Source organism: Mesorhizobium amorphae CCNWGS0123 (assembly GCF_001686985.1).
GTDB classification, from domain to species: Bacteria; Pseudomonadota; Alphaproteobacteria; order Rhizobiales; family Rhizobiaceae; genus Mesorhizobium; species Mesorhizobium amorphae.
This window is the reverse complement of the sequence record NZ_CP015318.1, coordinates 929,370-949,645: the sequence shown is the minus strand read 5'-3', so window position 1 is coordinate 949,645 and position 20,276 is coordinate 929,370. Positions and strand designations below refer to the sequence as shown.

Annotated in this window: 21 protein-coding genes; 15 read left to right on the top strand and 6 right to left on the bottom strand. The window is 63.1% G+C overall.

Annotated features, from left to right (window positions below; genetic code table 11):
• Positions 1-54: 54 nt before the first annotated feature.
• Positions 55-864, bottom strand: a complete 810-nt coding sequence (locus A6B35_RS04565) for a transglutaminase-like domain-containing protein (RefSeq protein WP_006200612.1) — start codon at positions 862-864, stop codon at positions 55-57.
• 212 nt (positions 865-1,076) lie between these two features.
• Between A6B35_RS04565 and A6B35_RS37140 the strand changes: the two genes are divergently transcribed.
• Both A6B35_RS37140 and sugE read left to right on the top strand, forming a co-directional pair.
• Positions 1,077-1,202 carry a hypothetical protein gene (locus A6B35_RS37140; RefSeq protein WP_006200611.1) on the top strand — a complete coding sequence of 42 codons (126 nt, stop codon included), beginning with the start codon at positions 1,077-1,079 and terminating at the stop codon, positions 1,200-1,202.
• A 252-nt stretch (positions 1,203-1,454) separates the two neighbouring features.
• The gene (gene sugE / locus A6B35_RS04560) at positions 1,455-1,769 is read left to right on the top strand and encodes a quaternary ammonium compound efflux SMR transporter SugE (RefSeq protein WP_006200610.1); all 315 of its coding nucleotides are present in this window, start codon (positions 1,455-1,457) and stop codon (positions 1,767-1,769) included.
• Between the two features lie 107 nt (positions 1,770-1,876).
• Here the strand turns inward: sugE and A6B35_RS04555 are convergent, their stop codons facing one another.
• Positions 1,877-2,305, bottom strand: a complete 429-nt coding sequence (locus A6B35_RS04555; protein WP_006200609.1) for a DUF6481 family protein — start codon at positions 2,303-2,305, stop codon at positions 1,877-1,879.
• 221 nt (positions 2,306-2,526) lie between these two features.
• On the opposite strand from A6B35_RS04555, the gene A6B35_RS04550 reads away from it, so the two are divergent.
• The gene (locus A6B35_RS04550; RefSeq protein WP_006200608.1) at positions 2,527-3,588 is read left to right on the top strand and encodes an LLM class flavin-dependent oxidoreductase; all 1,062 of its coding nucleotides are present in this window, start codon (positions 2,527-2,529) and stop codon (positions 3,586-3,588) included.
• Positions 3,589-3,620: 32 nt separating this feature from the next.
• Here A6B35_RS04550 and A6B35_RS04545 read toward each other — a convergent pair whose 3' ends face one another.
• Both A6B35_RS04545 and A6B35_RS04540 read right to left on the bottom strand, forming a co-directional pair.
• Positions 3,621-4,439 carry a helix-turn-helix domain-containing protein gene (locus A6B35_RS04545; protein ID WP_006200607.1) on the bottom strand — a complete coding sequence of 273 codons (819 nt, stop codon included), beginning with the start codon at positions 4,437-4,439 and terminating at the stop codon, positions 3,621-3,623.
• Positions 4,440-4,559: 120 nt separating this feature from the next.
• On the bottom strand, positions 4,560-5,126 hold the full coding sequence (locus A6B35_RS04540; RefSeq protein WP_006200606.1) for a carboxymuconolactone decarboxylase family protein: 567 nt from the start codon (positions 5,124-5,126) through the stop codon (positions 4,560-4,562).
• A 374-nt stretch (positions 5,127-5,500) separates the two neighbouring features.
• On the opposite strand from A6B35_RS04540, the gene A6B35_RS04535 reads away from it, so the two are divergent.
• The 10 genes from A6B35_RS04535 (at position 5,501) to A6B35_RS04490 (ending at position 15,427) form a co-directional block, all read left to right on the top strand.
• Positions 5,501-6,670 (top strand): AI-2E family transporter, encoded by a 1,170-nt coding sequence (locus A6B35_RS04535; protein ID WP_006200605.1) that lies wholly within the window; start codon positions 5,501-5,503, stop codon positions 6,668-6,670.
• A gap of 81 nt (positions 6,671-6,751) precedes the next feature.
• Entirely contained in the window at positions 6,752-7,582 is an 831-nt protein-coding gene (locus A6B35_RS04530; protein ID WP_006200604.1) for an arylamine N-acetyltransferase family protein, read from the top strand.
• The gene (locus A6B35_RS04525; protein WP_006200603.1) at positions 7,579-8,580 is read left to right on the top strand and encodes an LLM class flavin-dependent oxidoreductase; all 1,002 of its coding nucleotides are present in this window, start codon (positions 7,579-7,581) and stop codon (positions 8,578-8,580) included. Before A6B35_RS04530 ends, A6B35_RS04525 begins: the two co-directional genes overlap by 4 nt.
• Positions 8,581-8,652: 72 nt before the next feature.
• Positions 8,653-9,447: an inositol monophosphatase family protein gene (locus tag A6B35_RS04520; RefSeq protein ID WP_006200602.1), complete on the top strand. Its 795-nt coding sequence runs from the start codon at positions 8,653-8,655 to the stop codon at positions 9,445-9,447.
• A 264-nt stretch (positions 9,448-9,711) separates the two neighbouring features.
• Entirely contained in the window at positions 9,712-11,628 is a 1,917-nt protein-coding gene (gene dnaK / locus A6B35_RS04515; RefSeq protein ID WP_006200601.1) for a molecular chaperone DnaK, read from the top strand.
• Between the two features lie 224 nt (positions 11,629-11,852).
• Complete coding sequence (gene dnaJ / locus A6B35_RS04510; protein ID WP_006200599.1) at positions 11,853-12,983, top strand: molecular chaperone DnaJ; 1,131 nt, start codon at positions 11,853-11,855, stop codon at positions 12,981-12,983.
• A 165-nt stretch (positions 12,984-13,148) separates the two neighbouring features.
• Complete coding sequence (gene pmtA / locus A6B35_RS04505; RefSeq protein ID WP_006200598.1) at positions 13,149-13,754, top strand: phospholipid N-methyltransferase PmtA; 606 nt, start codon at positions 13,149-13,151, stop codon at positions 13,752-13,754.
• Between the two features lie 45 nt (positions 13,755-13,799).
• Entirely contained in the window at positions 13,800-14,396 is a 597-nt protein-coding gene (locus tag A6B35_RS04500; protein ID WP_006200597.1) for an NADPH-dependent FMN reductase, read from the top strand.
• A gap of 17 nt (positions 14,397-14,413) precedes the next feature.
• Positions 14,414-15,112 (top strand): orotidine-5'-phosphate decarboxylase, encoded by a 699-nt coding sequence (gene pyrF, locus A6B35_RS04495; RefSeq protein ID WP_040582194.1) that lies wholly within the window; start codon positions 14,414-14,416, stop codon positions 15,110-15,112.
• A 27-nt stretch (positions 15,113-15,139) separates the two neighbouring features.
• Entirely contained in the window at positions 15,140-15,427 is a 288-nt protein-coding gene (locus A6B35_RS04490) for a DUF1330 domain-containing protein (RefSeq protein WP_006200595.1), read from the top strand.
• Positions 15,428-15,588: 161 nt separating this feature from the next.
• Here A6B35_RS04490 and A6B35_RS04485 read toward each other — a convergent pair whose 3' ends face one another.
• A complete protein-coding gene (locus A6B35_RS04485; protein ID WP_006200594.1) occupies positions 15,589-16,050 on the bottom strand; it encodes a thiol-disulfide oxidoreductase DCC family protein in 462 nt (153 codons plus the stop codon).
• A gap of 179 nt (positions 16,051-16,229) precedes the next feature.
• Positions 16,230-16,376 carry a hypothetical protein gene (locus tag A6B35_RS34255; RefSeq protein ID WP_006200592.1) on the bottom strand — a complete coding sequence of 49 codons (147 nt, stop codon included), beginning with the start codon at positions 16,374-16,376 and terminating at the stop codon, positions 16,230-16,232.
• A gap of 353 nt (positions 16,377-16,729) precedes the next feature.
• On the opposite strand from A6B35_RS34255, the gene ku reads away from it, so the two are divergent.
• Together ku and ligD are read left to right on the top strand one after the other, a co-directional pair.
• Positions 16,730-17,587, top strand: a complete 858-nt coding sequence (ku, locus tag A6B35_RS04480; RefSeq protein ID WP_006200591.1) for a non-homologous end joining protein Ku — start codon at positions 16,730-16,732, stop codon at positions 17,585-17,587.
• A gap of 11 nt (positions 17,588-17,598) precedes the next feature.
• The gene (gene ligD / locus A6B35_RS04475) at positions 17,599-20,124 is read left to right on the top strand and encodes a DNA ligase D (protein ID WP_006200590.1); all 2,526 of its coding nucleotides are present in this window, start codon (positions 17,599-17,601) and stop codon (positions 20,122-20,124) included.
• Positions 20,125-20,276 lie beyond the last annotated feature (152 nt).

The following is a 20,276-nucleotide window of genomic DNA, read 5'->3' as shown; positions in this document are numbered from 1 at the left end:
TCACAACGCGCAAAGGGTCCGGTCGTTCAGGGGGAAGGTGGGCACCGTGAGCCCTTACTCGATGACCTCGTCGGTCCATACTTTGAAGCCGGCGAGCGTACCCGGCCCAAAGATATGGGTCAGCGGCACATCGGCCGCGTCGCGGCCGGACGCGATCAGGATGCGGCCGATGCGTGGCGCGTTGTTGCGCGGATCGAAAGCGTGCCAGCGGCCACCGAGATAGACCTCCATCCAGGCGGCGAAGTCCATGCTCGACCATGGTTTTGGCGTGCCGATGTCGCTGATGTAGCCGGTGCAGTAGCGGGTCGGGATGTTCAGCGCCCGACAGAAGGCGACCGCCAGATGAGCAAAGTCGCGGCAGACACCGCTTTGTTCGCGATAGGCCTCGGCTGCCGTGCGCGTCGGCCGCGCATTGCCGTAGTTGAAGACGATGTGGTTGTGAACGAAGTCGCAGACCGCCTGCACGCGGCGAACGCCGAGCGGCGTATGGCCGAACAGCCGCCACGCCTCGTTCGCCAGCACATCGCTCTCGCAATAGCGGCTGGGAAGGAGGAACAGGAGCGTGTCAGACGGCAGGTCGCGCACCTCATGCTGCCAGGCCATCAGGTCGCCCATCTCGAAGGTGCCGGGGTCGCGGATCACCGCATCGGTGCCGAAGGTGAAACGCCCGGGCGGGGCGACAAACCGGTTGCACCAATTGCCGAAGCTGTCGCGGTAGCTTTCGATCGGCACCGGTGGATTGGAGGTGAGGAAATCCGGCCGTTCGAGATCGGACGCCCGGGAATAGTGGACATTGAGCATCGCAATCAGCGGTGTTTCCTGCGGAAAGTCGAAACTCATCTCGCAGCCGATGTGGATTCGCATTCTGGTCCTGACCGGCCTGCCTGATCGTCATCCGGCGAAAACCGGATTGATGCTGCAGTGCAGCCAAGACCATTGCATGGTCCGGGACCGTTGACGAGGAAAATAGAAAATGCGTTGACAGGACCTCAACTGGCGCGCCGAGATGCAACAGGCTCTTGCAGTCGGACCAATCTCTTGTTTCACTTCGGGGCCACCAATTGGAGGAGCGAATCATGGCTAAAGGTGCGATGAAGGCGGGCAAGGAAGCCCGCAAGCCGAAGAAGGATGCGAAGAAGCCCGCCGCAGCCCCGGCGCTCAAGGCGCCACCGGTCAAGGCGATGCGGCTCAAGGAAAAGTAGGCGGCTCGGCTCGGGGACATTTTCTAATCCCGGCCAATCCGTTTCGGCGCAGATTACAAACCGGCGGCATGAACAATGCTGCCGGTGTTTTGTTGATCGGGCAGGTGCAGCTTCCTATATCGAAGCGGCGAGGACGATCTCGCGCCTTCCCCGAAATTCGGCCGGGACGACCCGCCAAAGTGTTGCTGTGTGCGTGGCGTTATCCCAAAGCCGCGCACTTTTGGGCGACACGCACCGAACGGAGCGTACCCGATGTCGTGGATTTACCTGTTCTTCGCCGGCCTGTTCGAGATCGGCTGGGCGATCGGCCTCAAATACACCGATGGCTTCTCGAAGCCGCTGCCGACAGTCCTCACCGTTGCCTCGATGATCGTCAGCCTGGGCTTGCTCGGCCTGGCGCTGAAGGCGCTGCCGGTCGGCACGGCTTATGCGGTATGGACCGGCATCGGCACCGTCGGCACGGCGCTGCTCGGCATCTGGCTGCTCGGCGAGCCGGCTACCGCGATCCGGCTCGGCTGCATCGCGCTCATCGTCTGCGGCATCATGGGGTTGAAGCTCGCAGCGTGATGCTGGCAGGCCGCCCGCTCCATGCCTGACAAATTTTGGATGCACAAACGCGTTCAGGGCCGCTGCGGGCGGCCCTGGTCTTCGATCCGAGTCGATCGCGCCGAAAGCTAGCGGGCTGAGAAGCCCGGAGGCGTCCTGCCGGTGCGCTGCTTGCGTGCCGCGTAACGTGCGTCGCGCTTGGCCTTGCGTTCGGCTTCGTCGGCAAGCAGACGGGCAATGCGCTCGTTTTCTTCTGCTTCCCGAATCTTCGCCTCCGCTTGCGCCGCTTCTTCAGCAGCGATGCGGGCCGCTTCAGCGGCTGCCTCGCGCTCGGCCTTCTCGACCGCTTCGCGCGCAAGCTTTTCCTGCTTCAGCCTGGCCTTTTCGGCCTCGCGTGTCGCACGTGCCTCGAGGATTGCCTTGCGTTCGGCCTGTCGCGCCAGCACCGCAGGATCATCTGCCGCCGGCTTTGACTTGAAACGCTCCAGAAGCGCCTTCTTTGCCTCGTTTGCGGCATTGCGCCGCTCGAAAATGTCTTTTTCCCTGTAGATAGCCAAGTCCACTTCCCTGAAGTCAATTCGCGACGCTTACATACGCGCGAAAACCGAGAGTTCAAGCGCCAAAACGGTATGCCAGCCATGAAATTCTGGTCTGTTGCAGCCGGGAGACGCTCCTTGCCGCTGAAATCGACATGCACTGTTCACCGTCCGCCCCTCTGGCGGCGCGGCCGGCCGATCGCTACCTCTAGCCCGAAAATCAAACGCTGGGATGACATGCCATGGAACTTGGTCTCTACACCTTCGCCGACGTCAGCCCGGAACCAGGCCCTGGCGCCATCGGGCCGCATGAGCGTTTGCGCAATTTGATCGAGGAGATCGAACTGGCCGACCAGGTCGGCCTCGACGTGTTCGGGCTGGGCGAGCATCACCGGCCGGACTATGCTGCATCGGCGCCCGTGGTGGCGCTGGCTGCGGCGGCCGAGCGCACCAGGCGTATCAAGCTGACCAGCGCGGTCACCGTTTTGTCCTCCGACGATCCGGTGCGCGTCTTCCAGCAGTTCGCCACACTCGACCTTCTGTCTGGCGGTCGGGCCGAGATCATGGCCGGGCGCGGCTCGTTCATCGAATCCTTCCCGCTGTTCGGCTACAACCTCGAGGACTATGACGAGCTCTTCGCCGAGAAGCTCGACCTTCTGCTGGCCATCCGAGACAGCGTGAAGGTGACCTGGCAAGGCCGGCTGCGGGCGCCGATCAACGGCCGCGGCGTCTATCCGCGCCCCTTCCAGGAAAAGCTGCCGATCTGGATCGCGATCGGCGGCACGCCGCAATCGGCCGCTCGCGCCGGTGCGCTCGGACTGCCCTTGGCGCTCGCCATCATCGGCGGCGAGCCGGCGCGCTTCGCGCCGCTGTTCGAGGTTTACCGCGAGGCGGCAAGACGCGCCGGCAACGACCCGGCAAGTCTCGCCACCAGCCTCAACGTGCATGGCTTCATCGCCGAGACGACGGAGAAGGCGGCCGACGATTTCTACGGGCCGCAAGCCGAAGTGATGAACCGCATCGGCCGCGAGCGCGGCTGGGGTCCGACCTCGCGGGCGCATTTCGACCACGCGCGGGGTCCCGGGGGCGCCTTGTTCGTCGGCAATCCGGAGCAGGTGGCGGAAAAGATCGTCGCCCAGCACAAGATCTTCGGCAATGACCGCTTCCTGCTGCAGATGGCGATCGGCATCATGCCGCATGCCAAGGTCATGAAGGCGATCGAACTCTACGGCACCAAGGTGGCGCCGATCGTGCGCAAGGAGACGGCAAATTCGGTGCCAGCGGCCACGGCGCCCGCCGCCTGATCCCGGCGGGCCCGCAATTCGCGGGCCTCGTTCTATTGCTCCGTTTCTTGATTCGCACGGGCTATGTCCATCATCGCGGCATGATGGGTCTCGGTCGCCTCGTCCGCCGGGAACAGACACTCGATGCGCAGTTCCTGAGCGGCAACGGTTTGCGGGGTGCCTACAGTGGTGACCATCGAAAAGTAATTCAAGACATGGTCGTGCCTGATGAAACTCAGCGGAATGACCGGCATGAAGCCGATCGGCACGGGGTTCTTCCATTCACTTTTCACGTCCGGATAGGCGAGCAGCGCCGCCAGCAGATCCTTGGTCTTTTCGTCGAGGACGCGGCCGATGGATTCGCGATAGACGCGCTCGAACAGGCTCCGCGCCACATCGTGCCAATTGGCGACGAACGGGCGCATGCCCTCGGGATCGAACATGAGGTGCAGCACGTTGCGCGGCCCTTTCCGGGTGGCCGGATCGAAGAAGCAGCTGAAGAAGAGCGGCGCGGCTTCGTTGGTTATGAGCACGTCCCAGTATCTGTCCATGACCAGCGCCGGAAAGGGTTCATGCTGCCGTAAGATGCGGGTTAAGGCGTTGGTGACGCTCTTCATTTCCATGGAGTCCCATGCGCCTTCGGAAAACATCGGCGCGTAGCCGGCGGCGAGCAGCAATGTGTTACGGTCGCGCAAAGGCACATCGAGCGCCCCCGCGAGCGCCATCAAGGTCTCGCGGTTGGGTACGCTGCGTCCACTTTCGATGAAACTGATCTGCCTTTGCGAAATGCCGGTATCGAGGGATAGATCGAGCTGACTGCTGCCGCGCAGATCACGCCAGTGGCGCAAGAGCGTGCCCAGGTCGGGTGCCATGCTAATTCCGGGATTCGACGGTTTCATAGTCAACTGTCCTTGCGCCCCCACGATCCGCGGCCATTGGCCTGCGTTTACTGCTCGACGGCGCATGGCATCGGTCCATGCGCCGTCGGCGGCTCAGGCCGCTATCGCAGACGCGGGAGACCATGCCTGCGCCTGGAAGCGATCATCGATCGGCGTGCCGGCCATGTTCGCGGTGGTCGCCGCCACCGTGGAAACGCCGACGCCGGCTACGACCTCAAGTATCTGGGCCTTCGAGTACCCAGCCGAGATGAACTTGTCGATGTCCGCATCGGTCACGTTTCCCTTGTTCTCGATCAAGGCCTTTGTCAGTGCCGAAAGTGCTGCGTATTTCGGATCCTTCGGCAACCTGCCTGCACGGATCGCCTTGACTTCACTCTCGGCAATGCCGTCTTCGATGGCGAATGTCGAGTGCGCGGCAACCGTCCAGGGGCATTTGATCGCCACCGCGTTGGTAAGCAGCAGGACCTGCTTCTCGATCTCGTCGAAGCTGCCGCCGTGAAAGCTGCCGAAGATGCCGACGAACCCGTTGAGAAGGACCGGATTGTTCGCCATCGTCGCTATAGCGTTCGGAAGGAAGCCAAATCTTTCTTCCAACGCCTTCAGCGTAGGCTTGGATTTCTCCGGCGCAGTCTCGATTGTCTGAAGGTTGAATCTTTGCATTGTAACGTCCTTTCCAAGGTTGCACACACACCTTCGCATTGCGCCAAAGCATTGCGATCAATTGAAATCGCGGTGCACCTTTCAATCCGGTGCTTGCCTCTGGTTTCGCGAAAGTCTGCTCGTATTAGACCTGCCGGCAGCGCCGTCTCAATTACACGCCATGTAATATCGCCATCGACGCGTCGTGGTTGGCGCGAGACTTCCGAACCGGCCAACGCTCGACAGCCGCCTGCTTTCAACCGGGCCTCCGCCGCGGTGGCAGCGCCCGCCGCACAGCCCATGGCTGCGCTCATTGCCGGCTAACGGAACCTAGGCGTCGCGAGGGCGTTTCCGCCGATGAAGCGCACCGATTGCGGTGCGTTCGAGGGGAAGCGATGAAGGCCGAACCGACCGCTTCGGGCGCAGGTGTTACCGAAAGCCCCGATCCGCGCGCCGAAGCCCGCGCGAATGTTCGCCTGATGCGGTCTCTGCTAATCGGCATTTTCATCCTGATGGTCATCTTTGCGCTGTATTTTGCCCGCGCCTTCTTCATGCCGGTTATCCTCGCCTTCCTGCTGGCACTGACGCTGACGCCGATCGTGCGCTTCCTGCGCAAGCACGGCGTACCCGACGTGTTGTCGGCGACGTTGCTGGTGCTCCTGTCGGTCGTCTTCCTTGCCAGCGCCGGCTATCTGCTCAGCGGTCCGGTCATCGACCTCATCAACAACACCTCGTCGATCGGCCAGCAGCTGACGGAACGGTTGGCGCAACTCAAGCGCCCGCTCGAAAGGGCCATGCAGATTGCGCAACAGCTGGAGGGGCTGACCGAGACCTCACAGGAACCGGGCGTGCAAAAGGTAAGCTTCGCGCAGTCGGGCATCCTGTCTTCGGCCGCCGGCAACATCCTGTCGGCGGGCACCAGCATCACCATCGTCTTCGTGCTGTCGCTGTTCCTGCTGGCCTCCGGCACGATGTTCTACGAGAAGATCATCCAGTCTTTTGCCAGCCTCAGCGAAAAGAAGCGGGCGCTGCGTGTCGTTTACGACGTCGAGCACGAGATCTCGCACTATCTGCTTACCATCGCCGTCATCAATGCCGGACTCGGCACGGTGATCGGCCTCGGCCTGTGGGGGCTCGGCATGCCCAACCCGCAGGTCTGGGGCGCGGCGGCGGCCCTGCTTAACTTCCTGCCCTATGTCGGCGCGCTGATCACACTTCTGCTCGTCACGGTCATCGCGCTGATCAGCTTCGACAGCATCTCCTTCGCACTGCTGGCGCCCGCCTTCGTGTTGCTGTGCGACCTCGTCGAAGGCCAGTTCGTGACGCCGATGGTGGTCGGCCGGCGGCTGGAGATCAATGCCGTGGCGGTCTTCATTGCCATCGCCTTCTGGTCATGGCTGTGGGGATTCGTCGGCGCGCTGATGGCGGTGCCGCTGCTGGTCGTCATCAAGGTGTTCTGCGACCATTTCGACGGTCTCAGCCATGTCGGCAATTTCCTGGCCGCGCAACACAGCGCAGTCGTCGAGGAGGATCCGGCCGAGGACACCGACAAGGCGCGCGCATAGACGACAGGCAATTGTTTGCCGCCTGTTTGTCGTCTCGGGGTGGAGTGCCTATATCGACCCGGTCTAGCCGGACTTCCTTCCATGACCAACGCTTCCTTCGACATCGACGCCTATTTCGCCCGCATCGGCTACCGTGGCCGGACAGATGCGTCGCTGGAGGCGCTGACGGCATTGCATCGGCAGCACCCGCAAGCGATCGCGTTCGAAAATCTCGACCCGTTCCTGGGCACTCCGGTAAAGCTCGATCTCGCCTCGCTGCAGGACAAGATCTTCGCGCGCGGCCGCGGCGGTTATTGCTACGAGCACAATTTGATTTTCCTGCATGCGCTGAAGGCGCTTGGCTTCGAGGTCAGCGGCCTTGCCGCGCGGGTGCTGTGGGGCCAACCCGACGACACTATTACCGCGCGCAGCCATATGTTGCTCCGCATAGAGCTCGATGGACGAACTTACATCGCCGATGTCGGCTTCGGCGGGTTGACGCTGACGGCGCCGCTGCTGCTCGAGCCCGGGCTCGAGCAGCAGACCCCGCATGAAAACTTTCGCATCACCGAGGCCTCCGATCATTTCCGACTTCAAGCCGATATCGGCGGCGGCTGGCGCACCATCTACCGTTTCGACATGCAGCAGAGCTACGAGATCGACTACGCGGTCAGCAGCCATTTCCTGTCGACCCATCCGGACTCGCATTTCCTGTCAACGGTGATCGCGGCGCGCGCTCTGCCCGACCGGCGCTATGCGCTGCGCAACAACCGGCTGTCGACGCATCATCTTGGCGGCCGCACCGAGCAAAGAGAAATCGCGACAGCCGCCGAGCTTGCCGAGGTGCTGGAAAGCCAGCTCGAAATCGTCATCCCTGACCGGGCAGCCTTCGAGGCCAAGCTGCGGGACAAGAAAATCGTGGAGACCGCATGACCGCCCTTTCCGTCCTCGACCTATCGCCGATCGTCGAAGGCAGCAACGCATCGCAGTCGCTGGCCAACTCCCTCGACCTCGCCCGCCACGCCGAGCGTCTCGGCTACAAGCGCTATTGGCTGGCCGAGCACCACAACATGCCGGGCATCGCCAGTGCGGCCACTTCCGTCGTCATCGCCCATGTCGCCGGCGGCACCAGGACGATCCGTGTCGGCGCTGGCGGCATCATGCTGCCCAACCATTCGCCGCTGGTCATCGCCGAGCAGTTCGGCACGCTGGCGGCGCTTTATCCCGGCCGCATCGATCTCGGCCTTGGCCGCGCGCCCGGCACCGACATGGGAACGGCGCGGGCCTTGCGCCGCAATCTGGAGGCCGGCGCCGACAATTTCCCGCAGGATGTCGTCGAGCTGATGGGCTATTTCCTGCCGGCCGAGGAGGGCCAGCGCCTGCGCGCCGTGCCTGGCGAGGGTCAGCACGTGCCTGTCTGGATCCTGGGCTCCAGCCTCTATGGCGCGCAGCTCGCCGCCATGCTCGGCCTGCCCTATGCGTTCGCCTCGCATTTCGCGCCGGCCGAGCTCGACCATGCGCTGGAGATCTACCGCTCTCGCTTCCAGCCGTCCGACCAGCTCGACAAGCCCTATGTCATGCTCGGCCTCAATGTCTTTGCAGCACCCACCGACACCGAGGCGCGGCTGTTGTTCACCTCGCTGCAGCAGGCCTTCGTCAATCTGCGCACCGGACGGCCGGGCCGGCTGCCACCGCCGGTCGAAGGATACGAAGCCAGCCTCGACCCGATGGCGAAAACCATGCTTGGCCAGGCGCTGTCCTGCGCCGTCGTCGGTTCGCCGGAAACGGTCAGGCAAGGCATCGACGCCTTCGTGCGCCGCACCGGCGCCGACGAACTGATGGTGACGGCGCAGATTTACGACCATGCGGCGCGCGTGCGCTCATTCGAGATGCTGGCCGACGTCCACAAATCGCTATCGCAAGCGGCCTGAGGCAGCTCAGCGCTTTTGCTGATAGCGCCCGTCTGCTAAGGGCAAGCATCCTTCCGCTAGATTGAGCATCCCGTGACCAACGACCTTGACGCGCGCATGCGCTTTGCCATCGAGCTGGCGCGACGCGCCGGCGAACTCGGCCTGAGATACTTTCGCGACCTCGAAAACCTGACCATCGAGAGCAAGGGCCATCAGGACCTGGTCTCGGATGGCGATCGCGAGGTGGAGTTGTTCATTCGCGCCGCAATCGCCGCCGACTACCCAACGGACGGCATTGTCGGCGAGGAGCATGAAGCGGTCACCGGGTCGACCGGCTATGTCTGGGTGATCGATCCGATCGACGGCACCGCGAATTTCGTGCGCGGCATTCCAGCCTGGTGCGTGGTGATCGCCTGCGCCAGGGATGGCGAGACCGTCGTCGGCGTGATCCATGAACCCTCGACCGGTGAAACCTTTCATGGCCACCGTGGCGGCGGCGCTTTCGTCAACGGCAGGCCGATCAAGGCAAGCCAGGCCGCGAGCCTGGGCGAAGGCTCGGTCGGAACCGGGCTTTCGAACCGCGCGGCGACCGAGCATGTCGCGGTGCTCATCCGGCTGATCATGGCGGAGGGCGGTGTCTTCTTCCGCAACGCCTCGGGCGCCCTGATGCTCGCCTATGCCGCCTCCGGCCGGCTGCTCGGCTATGTCGAAGAGCATATGAACCCCTGGGATTGTCTGGCCGGCATGCTGCTGGTGGAGGAAGCCGGCGGTACGGTTCTCAGGCCCGACCCGACGACTGTGCTGCGGGATGGGACGCTGGTGATTGCATCCGGGTCTGCAATCTACCCCAAGTTGCAATCTCTCTGTTCCGAGGCCTTCAAGTCCTGATCCGGCTGTAATGTTTTTTGATTTTGCGCGTCGCGCCCGGTACGGATCGCAGGCGGCGACAATTGGTCCGCTGCCTGCCCACCGGTATGATGGTGGAAGCCTTGCGCAGAATGCTTGCGCGCCGTGCAGCCTGTTCTTATATACGCGCCAAGCCGTTCGGCGCCGGAACGCCGGTAGCCGGAACGGAATTTCTTGTGAACAGGGGCTTTCGTCGGAACGCCTTCACGGGTCCTGAGAGCCTGCTTAGCGGAGAGAACCAGAACAATGGCAAAAGTAATCGGTATCGATCTTGGAACGACCAACTCCTGTATCGCCATCATGGATGGCAAGGAGCCGAAGGTCATCGAGAATGCGGAAGGCGCGCGCACGACCCCTTCCATCGTCGCCATCAGCGGTGACGGCGAGCGCCTCGTCGGCCAGCCGGCCAAGCGCCAGGCGGTCACCAATCCTGAAAACACCATCTTCGCGGTCAAGCGCCTGATCGGCCGCCGCTATGACGATCCGGTTACGGAGAAGGACAAGAAGCTTGTCCCCTACAAGATCGTGAAGGGCGACAATGGCGATGCCTGGGTCGAGGCCGGCGGCAAGAAGCAGTCGCCCTCGCAGATCTCGGCCATGATCCTGCAGAAGATGAAGGAAACGGCGGAAGCCTATCTCGGCGAGAAGGTCGAGAAGGCGGTCATCACCGTTCCGGCCTATTTCAACGACGCCCAGCGCCAGGCGACCAAGGACGCCGGCAAGATCGCCGGCCTCGAAGTGCTGCGCATCATCAATGAGCCGACAGCGGCCGCCCTTGCCTACGGTCTCGACAAGAAGGACGGCAAGACCATCGCCGTCTATGACCTTGGCGGCGGCACGTTCGACATTTCGGTGCTCGAGATCGGCGACGGCGTGTTCGAGGTGAAGTCGACCAATGGCGACACCTTCCTCGGCGGCGAGGACTTCGACATGCGCCTGGTCGAGTACCTGGCGACCGAGTTCAAGAAGGAACAGGGTATCGACCTGAAGAACGACAAGCTCGCTTTGCAGCGCCTCAAGGAGGCGGCCGAGAAGGCCAAGATCGAGCTGTCGTCCACGACCCAGACCGAGATCAACCTGCCTTTCATCACCGCCGATGCGACCGGACCGAAGCACCTGACGCTGAAGCTGACGAGGGCGAAGTTCGAAAGCCTGGTCGAGGATCTCGTCCAGCGCACGATCGACCCCTGCAAGGCGGCGCTCAAGGATGCCGGCTTGAAGGCCGGTGAGATCGACGAAGTGGTCCTGGTCGGCGGCATGACCCGCATGCCCAAGATCCAGGAGATCGTGAAGCAGTTCTTCGGCAAGGAGCCGCACAAGGGCGTCAACCCGGATGAGGTCGTGGCCCTCGGTGCCGCCATCCAGGCCGGCGTGCTGCAGGGCGACGTCAAGGACGTGCTCTTGCTCGACGTGACGCCGCTGTCGCTCGGCATCGAAACGCTGGGCGGCGTGTTCACCCGCCTGATCGAGCGCAACACGACAATCCCGACCAAGAAGAGCCAGGTGTTCTCTACCGCCGAGGATTCGCAATCGGCGGTGACCATCCGCGTCTTCCAGGGTGAGCGCGAAATGGCGGCCGACAACAAGATGCTCGGCCAGTTCGATCTCGTCGGCATTCCGCCGGCACCGCGCGGCGTGCCGCAGATCGAAGTCACCTTCGACATCGACGCCAACGGCATCGTCAACGTCTCGGCCAAGGACAAGGGCACCGGCAAGGAGCACCAGATCCGCATCCAGGCGTCGGGCGGCCTTTCGGACGCCGACATCGAGAAGATGGTGAAGGACGCCGAGGCCAATGCCGAGAGCGACAAGAAGCGGCGCGCGCTGGTCGAGGCCCGCAACCAGGCCGAAGCACTGGTGCATTCGTCGGAGAAGTCGCTGAAGGAATATGGCGACAAGGTCTCGGAGACCGACCGCGCGGCGATTGCCGATGCGATCGCGGCGCTGAAGACGGCGGCAGAAGGCGACGACGCGGCCGAGATCGAGGCCAAGTCGCAGGCGCTTGCCGAAGTCTCGATGAAACTCGGACAGGCCATGTACGAGGCTTCGCAGAAGGAAGCCGCGGAGGCCGACGCCAAGGCGGACGCCGCCAAGGACTCGGATGTGGTCGACGCCGATTTCGAGGAAATCGACGAGGACGACGACAAGAAGAAGTCGGCCTGAGCCGTCCGACGGCAGATAAAGCGAAAAAGCCCGGCGCAAGGCCGGGCTTTTTTGCAACCCAAGCTGAAAAAGTGCGGGCTTCGCCGAAAAAGTGACGGAAAAACACGGGCTGCCCCCAAGTCGCCACTGGCATCCGGGCAGCATCGCTCCTAAATCGAAGCAACATGCCGGCAAACGACGCAAAGTATGCATCAAGACGTTGAGCATCCGGACAGCGGGAAAAGATGAAAGCTGATTTCTACGAAACGCTGGGCGTGCAAAAGGGCGCCGATGAGAAGGAGCTCAAGAGCGCTTTCCGCAAGCTCGCCATGCAGTTCCATCCCGATCGCAATCCAGGCGATCATGCCTGCGAGCACAAGTTCAAGGAAATCAACGAAGCCTACGAAACGCTGAAGGACCCGCAGAAGCGCGCGGCCTATGACCGTTTCGGCCACGCCGCCTTCGAGCAGGGCGGCATGAATGGCGGCGCACAAGGCTTCGGCGCCGGCGGCTTCGCCGATATCTTCGAGGATATTTTCGGCGACATGATGGGCGGCCGCCAACGCCGCTCGTCGGGCGGCCGCGAGCGCGGCGCCGATCTGCGCTACAATATGGAAATCTCGCTGGAAGAGGCTTTTTCCGGCAAGACCGCGCAGATCCGCGTGCCGGCCTCCATTTCCTGCGCGGAATGCTCGGGCAGCGGCGCCAAGCCCGGTACCCAGCCTGCCACCTGCGCCATGTGCAACGGCCACGGCAAGGTACGGGCCACGCAAGGCTTCTTCTCGATCGAGCGCACCTGCCCGCAATGCCAGGGCCGCGGCCAGACGATCAAGGACCCATGCCCGAAATGCGCCGGCCAGGGCCGCGTCACCGAGGAGCGCTCGCTGTCGGTCAACATCCCGGCCGGCATCGAGGACGGCACCCGCATCCGGCTTGCCAATGAGGGCGAGGCCGGCCTGCGCGGCGGCCCGTCGGGCGATCTCTATATCTTCCTGGCGGTCAAGCCGCATGAATTCTTCCAGCGCGACGGCGCCGATCTCTACTGCAAGGTGCCTATCTCGATGACGACGGCGGCGCTTGGCGGCTCGTTCGAGGTGACGACGCTGGACGGCAGCCAGACCAAGGTGAAGGTGCCGGAAGGCACCCAGAACGGCCGCCAGTTCCGGCTCAAGGGCAAGGGCATGCCGGTGTTGCGCCAGCCCAATGTCGGCGATCTCTACATCCAGACCGCGGTCGAGACGCCGCAGAACCTGTCGCGCCGCCAGCGCGAGCTGCTGGAGGAATTCGAGCAGCTGTCTTCACAGGACAATTCGCCCCAGTCGAGCGGCTTTTTCGCCCGCATGAAGGACTTCTTCGAGTCCTTCGGCGATCGCTGATGCCCTTTGTCTCATTGTCGCTATCCCAAAACCGCTACGCACTTTTGGGCGACATGCACCGCGACGCTTCCCAAGCGTCATCAACACCTTATGCCGGCTCGAGCCTTGTCTTGAACCCCGTAGCTGCTAAGTAGCGTTTCGGGGGAGCCGTTGAGGAGAGCTCGCATGGCACGTGGACCCGGATTGCGCAAGTCGCTGGCGGAGAAGTTCGACGACGAGCTGAAATTCTTCAAGGGCTGGATCGACAAGCCGAAAGCGGTCGGCTCCATCGTGCCGACCAGTTCCATCACCGCCCGCAAGATGGCGTCCATCGTCAACCCGAAATCCGGTCTGCCGGTGCTCGAAGTCGGCCCCGGCACCGGCGTCATCACCCGCGCCATCCTGGCGCTCGGCGTGAAACCCGAAAATCTCTATGCGGTCGAATATTCGACCGATTTCGTGCGCCATCTGCGCCAGCTCTATCCGGGCGTCAACGTCATCGAGGGCGACGCCTTCAACCTCAATGCGACGCTTGGCGACAAGCGCGACATGGTGTTCGATTCCGTCGTCTCCGGCGTGCCGCTGCTCAACTTCCCGGTCGCACAGCGCATCGCCTATATCGAAAGCCTGCTCGACCGCATCCCGGCAGGCAGGCCGATCGTGCAGCTGACCTACGGACCGCTGTCGCCGATCCCGCCCGGCCGTGGCGACTACACGGTCAAGCATTTCGACTTCATCATCCGCAACATCCCGCCGACGCAGCTCTGGATCTACCGGCGCGAGGCGCATTGATTTGAACTGCATCTGGCCTATACCTGCCCATGACAGGGGTGGCCAATGCCGATAGTTCCGAAAATCCTCGTCTTCGCCGGCTCGGTCAGGTCAGGCGCCTTCAGCGGCAGGACCGCCGATGTGGCGCAGAAGGAGCTTGCCTTGCAGGGCGCCGAGGTGACCCGCATCTCGCTCGGCGATTATCCGCTGCCGATCATGGATGAGGACCTGGAGAAGGAAAAGGGCGTCCCTGAAAACGCCATGAAGCTCGGCCGGCTGATCGCCGCGCATGACGGGCTGCTGATCGCCACACCGGAATACAATGGTTCGCTGCCGCCGCTGCTCAAGAACAGCATCGACTGGGTGAGCCGGATACGCAGGGATGGTGGCCGCTCGTTCCGGCCTTTCCCCGGCAAGCCGGCCGGCCTGTGTTCCTCTTCCGACGGCAAGTTCGCCGGCATACGCTGCATCAACCATCTGCGCGCCGTGCTGGTGCGCTGCCAGATGGAGGTGGTAACGGCGGAATGCTCGGTGTCGGGCGCCAGCGGGGCCTTCGGCGACGATGGACATTTCAGGGATGAGAGACTACGCCAATCGATGGAGCGCCTATGCCGCACACTGATCGAAACCTCGCGCATGCTGTCCACCCGGATCGAGGCGTGACCGACGCCGAGGACGCCATGCACGCCGAGACGATGCGAGACAGGCTGATCGTCGGACTCGACCTGCCGACGCTGCGCGAGGCCGAGCAGGCGGTGCGCGAACTCGACGGCGTCGTCTCCTTCTACAAGATCGGTTACCAGCTCGCCTTCGCCGGCGGGCTCGATTTCGCCCGCGAGCTCGCCAGCGGCGGAACCAAGATCTTCCTCGACATGAAGCTGCTCGACATCGACAACACGGTGGCCAAGGGCGTCGAGAACATTGTCAAGATGGGCATGACGATGCTGACCATCCATGCCTATCCCAAGGCGATGCGGGCGGCCGTGGAAGCCGCCAGGGGCAGCGAGCTTTGCCTGCTCGCGGTCAGCGTGCTGACCTCGATGGACGAACAGGACGTGATCGACGCCGGCTATGAATACGACCCGCACACGCTGGTGCTGCGGCGTTCCGAACAGGCGCTGCATGCCGGCATGGGCGGTGTCGTCTGTTCGGCCGAGGAGGCGGAAGCGGTGCGCCGGATCGTCGGCCCCGGCATGGCCGTGGTGACGCCGGGCATACGGCCTAAGGGCAGCGACCATGGCGACCAGAAGCGCGTCGTGACGCCGGCGCAGGCGATCCGCAACGGCTCAAGCCACCTCGTCGTCGGGCGGCCGATTGTCGGCGCCGCCGACCGGCGAGCGGTTGCAGAAGCGATCCTCGACGAAATGCGCTCGGCGTAAGACACAAGACCAATCCGGAGAAGACGAATGCCGAAAGGATACTGGATCGCCCGCGTCGATGTGCGTGACGCCGAAGGCTACAAGGACTATGTCGCCGCCGCCAAGCCGGCCTTCGAGCGGTTCGGCGCTGCATTCCTGGCGCGCGGCGGCGAGCATGAAAAGGCCGAAGGTCCGGGTCGCGCACGCAACGTGATCATCGAGTTTCCGTCACTTGCCGCAGCACACGATTGCTACCACTCGCCGGAGTATCAGCGCGCCGTCGCGATCCGCCAGAAGGTGGCCGACGGCGAGATCGTGCTGGTCGAAGGCATCTGAAACCCATCGAGAGGCGACAGCCGCGATTGCAAACAATAGCCGCCGATGACGGCGACCGGGCCCTGAGCGGTTCAACGTTTGATAGAATTGTTGAACCGCTCTAACCCTTTGTTTTTACGCAACTCCAGACGGAAAGCCACCACGCACTTTTCCTGCAATTGCTAGCCAATCAGCCGCTCCCGCATCTCCGCTGACGGGATCTCGCAGCTGTCCCTTCTGCCGAACAGGGCATAGCGGTTCTTGGCGATGCGATCGTAGAGCCAGTCGCGCAGCGGGCGTGGCAAAATCAGCAGGAGCTTGGCCGCCCGCCAAGGCCAGCCCAGTTCGGCCATCACGGCGACGAAGCTATCCAGCCTAGTGGACGCGATGCCGTCGATGAGGGTCAGGTTGGTCTCGTAGCTGTCGGTCGGCAGTCCATATTTTTGAAACAGCGCCTCGCCAAACGGCGACTGCGCCGTGGCAAAGCGGAAGCGCTGCTTGCGGTCGAGCCGGATCACCATCCGGACAAAACCCGAGCAGAACACACAGACGCCGTCGAAGACGATCAGCGGATGGGATGCGTCGAAGGATTCAGGAAGAGGGGCTGGTTCAGGAAGGGAGGTTGGCTTGATGACGTCGGTCACGATTGCCTCGGCTGCTCATGTCCTTGGACACTAAGCCAGCCGATGGCTGCATCAAAGCCCTGGCGTTGTCGCACGCCGTCTGTCGGCCAGCGCGGGGCGCTCGGCGCGGTAGGTGGTTGCGCGATGGTTGTCGGCCGGTTTGCAGATCCGGCTGTCATGACGGCTTTCGACGGTCATGATCAGTGCGCGCTGATGCCCAGCGAATTGCCGCGACGGGCGCAGGCCGGGCCCGGGCCGCGCATGTAATAGCGCTCCGGCCGATAGGTCGGCGCGACGAACTCGCGGAGGGCGACGGCGTAGCCGGCGATGTGATTCCAGAACTTCATTTTCCCTGTCCCTGTCCCGATTTCGGATGTCCCTTCCGAATTGCCTGGGATGATAGCGTCGAGGCGTGAATAGTCGGTGAACGTGATGTTAATTTCTGGTCCGAAACGCCCTGGTTCGTGGCCGGAATGCGGCTGATTCGGGGTGTTTCCGTGCAGTCTGTCGCCATTTCGGCTTGTGTGACTTTTGCATCACATATGTTTCGTATGAATGTCGCTTGGGCGCGGTTCTGTTTCAACGCTTGAGCCCCAGACGAAATTTCCGTGCGCGCGCCAACAAGCGTTCGGGCTTGTTGCCGGAACCTGAACGCGCCCTGCCCGTTCTCGATTGAACCGCATTGAACAGGAAACTCGTCATGGCGCCGCGTCCCGCCTGGAAGGGCTATCTCAAGCTGTCATTGGTCACCTGCGCCATCGAACTGACCAATGTCGTGACCCATACCGAAAAGGTCTCGTTCCGCATCCTCAACCGCAAGACCGGCAACACCGTCAAACGCATCTATGTCGATGCCGAGACCGGCAAGCCTTTGGAAGAAGGCGACGAGATCAAGGGCTATGAGGTCGATGACGACGAGTTCGTCCATATCGAGGAAGACGAGATCGAGGCGGTGCAGATCGAGACCTCGCACACGATGAGCCTCGACGGCTTCGTCGACAAAGCCTCGATCCAGCAGATCTATCTCGACACGCCCTATTATGTTTCGCCGGCCGACAAGGTGTCGGAGGAAGCGTTTGCCGTCATCCGCGACGCCATGTCGGGCAAGAAAATGGCTGGGCTCGCCCGCATCGCCCTCTACCAGCGGGAAAGACCGGTGGTGATCGAGCCGTTGGGCAAGGGCATGGTGCTGACCACTTTGCGCTACGACAACACGGTGCGGCAGCCGGACACCGTCTTCGGCGACATCAAGGCGGTGAAGACCGACGACGAGATGACCGATCTGGCCGAGCTCATCATCGACAAGAAGCAGGCGAAATTCGATCCGTCGAAATTCGACGACAAATACGAGGATGCGCTGCTCGAACTGATCCGCGCCAAGAAGGCCGGCAGGAAGGCGCCGAAGCCGAAGGCGGCGCCCAAGCCCTCCAATGTCGTCAACCTTTTCGATGCGCTGAAGAAGAGCCTCTCGGACGGTGGTGGCGAGAAGAAGCCGGCGAAGCGTTCGGCGAAAACTGCCAGGCCGAAGGCCGCCGGCGGCAGGCGTAAATCGGCTTAGGAGGCCGCCCCATGGCCGGCCTCGAACAGTACCAAGCCAAGCGCGACTTCCGGAAAACCACCGAGCCGGCGGGCAAGGTCTCGCGGGCCGGGAAAACGGCCGGCGGTATCTTCGTCATCCACAAGCATGCGGCGACAAGGCTGCACTACGATCTGCGCCTCGAGCATGACGGCGTGTTGTGGAGCTGGGCGGTGACGCGCGGCCCGAGCCTCGATCCGCATGAGAAACGGCTGGCCGTGCATGTCGAGGACCATCCGATCGACTATGCGCCGTTCGAAGGCACCATTCCCAAGGGCGAGTATGGCGGCGGTTCCGTCATCGTCTGGGACGAGGGCAAATGGGTGCCCGAGATGGATCCGGCCAAGGCGATGAAGAAGGGCCATATCGGCTTCGAGCTGAAGGGCCACAAATTGCATGGCCGCTGGCATCTCGTCAGGCTGAAGCCTCGCTCCGGCGAAAAGCGCGACAACTGGCTGCTGATCAAGTCCGACGATGCCGCCGCGCGCCCCGGCGAGGACATTCTGAAAGACGCGCCGAAATCGGTGAAGTCGGGCCTGACGGTCGAGGAGGTGGGCGCGGGCAAGACGGCGAAAGGAAAGAAGGCCGAGGTCTGGCATTCCAACAGGCCGGCTGCTGGCAAGCCTAAAGCCGGTCACGCCAAGCGCCTCGGCTTCATTGAACCAAGCCTCGCCACTCTGCAGAAGAACGCGCCTTCCGGTGAGGAGTGGTTGCATGAAGTGAAGTTCGACGGCTATCGCATGCAGGCCCAACTTGCCGGCAGCGAGGTCAGGCTGCTGACCCGCGCCGGTCTCGACTGGACCGGGAAATTCGACGGCCCGGTCACCGCCGCGCTTGCCAGCCTGAAGTGCCGGGATGCCATCGTCGATGGCGAGGTCGTCGTGCTCGCCGACAGCGGCGTCTCGTCTTTCGCCCTGCTGCAGGCGGACCTGTCGGCCCGCCGGACGGATCGCTTCGTCTACTATGTCTTCGACCTGATGCGGCTCAACGGCCAGGATCTGCGCCGCGAGCCGCTGGTCGAACGCAAGCAGGCCCTGGCGGAACTGCTCGGCGAGCAGTCCGAGCAATCGGCGCTGCGCTTCAGTGACCATTTCGCCGAACCGGGCAAGGTCATGCTGCAGCATGTCTGCCGGATGGGCCTGGAAGGCGTCGTTTCCAAACGCGCCGATGCGCCTTACCGCAGCGGCCGCGGTCTGACCTGGGTGAAGTCGAAATGCACGCTGCGCCAGGAATTCGTCATCGGCGGCTATCTGCCATCCGACAAGACCGGACGTGGCCTGCGCTCGCTGCTGGTTGGTTATCATGAAGGCGGCAAGCTGCACTACGCCGGCCGCGTCGGCACCGGTTTCTCCGGCAAGGTGGCCGCGGATCTGAAGAAGCGGCTCGACGGCCTCAAGGCAAAAACCTCGCCTTTCTCCGCCGCCGTGCCGAAAGGCAAGGGACTGGTCTGGGTCGAGCCCGAACTCGTCGGCGAAGTGGAGTTCCGCAGTTGGACATCCGACCGTATGATCCGCCACGCCTCGTTCCAGGGATTGCGTGAGGACAAGCCGCCGGAGGAAGTCGTGCAGGAAAAGCCGAAGCAAGCCACCGGCAAGGCCGGGAGCAACTCGAAAGCGGATGGCACCAAGGCGGCCCCGAGGGCCACTTCGGCCGGAGCCGTGAAGACCTCGGTGAAGCTTTCGCACCCCGACAAGCTGCTGTGGCCCGACGAGAAGGTTTCCAAGCAAGGTCTGCTCGATCACTACGCGCTGGTCTGGCCGCGCATGGAACAATTCGTCGTCAGCCGGCCGCTCAGCCTGGTGCGGGCGCCGGACGGCATCGGGGGGCCACGCTTCTTCCAGAAGCACGCTTCCGCCGGCATGCACGACAAGATCTTGAGGATGAAGGATCCGATGGACGGCGAGGAGATCTTGTTCATCCGGGATTTCGACGGCCTCGCCGCGCTGGTCCAGTACGGCGTTGTCGAGGTCCACATCTGGGGCTGCACCGTCGAGGAACTGGAGAAGCCGGACCAGATCATCTTCGATCTCGATCCGGATGAAGGTGTCGGCGTCAAGGCCGTGCGTGAGGCCGCACTCGACATCCACGTCCGGCTCGACGAACTGTCCTTGCCGAACCTCGTCAAGACGTCCGGCGGCAAGGGCTACCATGTCGTCGTACCGCTGAAACCCTCGGCGGATTGGGACGAGGCGAAGACCTTCGCCCATGATTTCGCCCGCGCGCTGGAACAGGCCGCACCCGACCGCTACACGGCGACGCTGTCGAAGAAGGCGCGCACCGGAAAAATCTTCGTCGACTATCTGCGCAATGGCCGCGGCTCGACGACGGTCACGCCCTATTCGTCGCGGGCCAAGAAGGGCGCGACGGTGTCGATGCCGGTGACCTGGGCGGAGATCGAGGCCGGGCTGGCGCCGAACGCTTTTGCGGTCGGCGACAAGGCGACGCTGAAGCGACTGGCGGAAGCCGACCCATGGAAGGATTTCTTCAAGCTTGGTAAGCCACTCAAGCGGGCACTATGATTTCGTCATCCTAGGGCGGAGCGAACGCGAAGCGGAGTGTAGACCCTAGGATCCATGCCGTGACGTTTACCGAAGAATTCGGCGGCTCAGAATGGCCGACTTCCCGCTGACGTCTCCTAGGTTCTGCACCGTTGCGGCGTTCGGAGGCCACG

Coding starts and splice junctions, on each gene's coding strand:
- A6B35_RS04565 (WP_006200612.1), bottom strand. CDS start 864: ATGCGAATCCACATCGGCTGCGAGATGAGTTTCGACTTTCCGCAGGAA.
- A6B35_RS37140 (WP_006200611.1), top strand. CDS start 1,077: ATGGCTAAAGGTGCGATGAAGGCGGGCAAGGAAGCCCGCAAGCCGAAG.
- sugE (WP_006200610.1), top strand. CDS start 1,455: ATGTCGTGGATTTACCTGTTCTTCGCCGGCCTGTTCGAGATCGGCTGG.
- A6B35_RS04550 (WP_006200608.1), top strand. CDS start 2,527: ATGGAACTTGGTCTCTACACCTTCGCCGACGTCAGCCCGGAACCAGGC.
- A6B35_RS04545 (WP_006200607.1), bottom strand. CDS start 4,439: ATGGCACCCGACCTGGGCACGCTCTTGCGCCACTGGCGTGATCTGCGC.
- A6B35_RS04540 (WP_006200606.1), bottom strand. CDS start 5,126: ATGCAAAGATTCAACCTTCAGACAATCGAGACTGCGCCGGAGAAATCC.
- A6B35_RS04535 (WP_006200605.1), top strand. CDS start 5,501: ATGAAGGCCGAACCGACCGCTTCGGGCGCAGGTGTTACCGAAAGCCCC.
- A6B35_RS04530 (WP_006200604.1), top strand. CDS start 6,752: ATGACCAACGCTTCCTTCGACATCGACGCCTATTTCGCCCGCATCGGC.
- A6B35_RS04525 (WP_006200603.1), top strand. CDS start 7,579: ATGACCGCCCTTTCCGTCCTCGACCTATCGCCGATCGTCGAAGGCAGC.
- dnaK (WP_006200601.1), top strand. CDS start 9,712: ATGGCAAAAGTAATCGGTATCGATCTTGGAACGACCAACTCCTGTATC.
- dnaJ (WP_006200599.1), top strand. CDS start 11,853: ATGAAAGCTGATTTCTACGAAACGCTGGGCGTGCAAAAGGGCGCCGAT.
- pmtA (WP_006200598.1), top strand. CDS start 13,149: ATGGCACGTGGACCCGGATTGCGCAAGTCGCTGGCGGAGAAGTTCGAC.
- A6B35_RS04500 (WP_006200597.1), top strand. CDS start 13,800: ATGCCGATAGTTCCGAAAATCCTCGTCTTCGCCGGCTCGGTCAGGTCA.
- pyrF (WP_040582194.1), top strand. CDS start 14,414: ATGCACGCCGAGACGATGCGAGACAGGCTGATCGTCGGACTCGACCTG.
- A6B35_RS04490 (WP_006200595.1), top strand. CDS start 15,140: ATGCCGAAAGGATACTGGATCGCCCGCGTCGATGTGCGTGACGCCGAA.
- A6B35_RS34255 (WP_006200592.1), bottom strand. CDS start 16,376: ATGAAGTTCTGGAATCACATCGCCGGCTACGCCGTCGCCCTCCGCGAG.
- ku (WP_006200591.1), top strand. CDS start 16,730: ATGGCGCCGCGTCCCGCCTGGAAGGGCTATCTCAAGCTGTCATTGGTC.
- ligD (WP_006200590.1), top strand. CDS start 17,599: ATGGCCGGCCTCGAACAGTACCAAGCCAAGCGCGACTTCCGGAAAACC.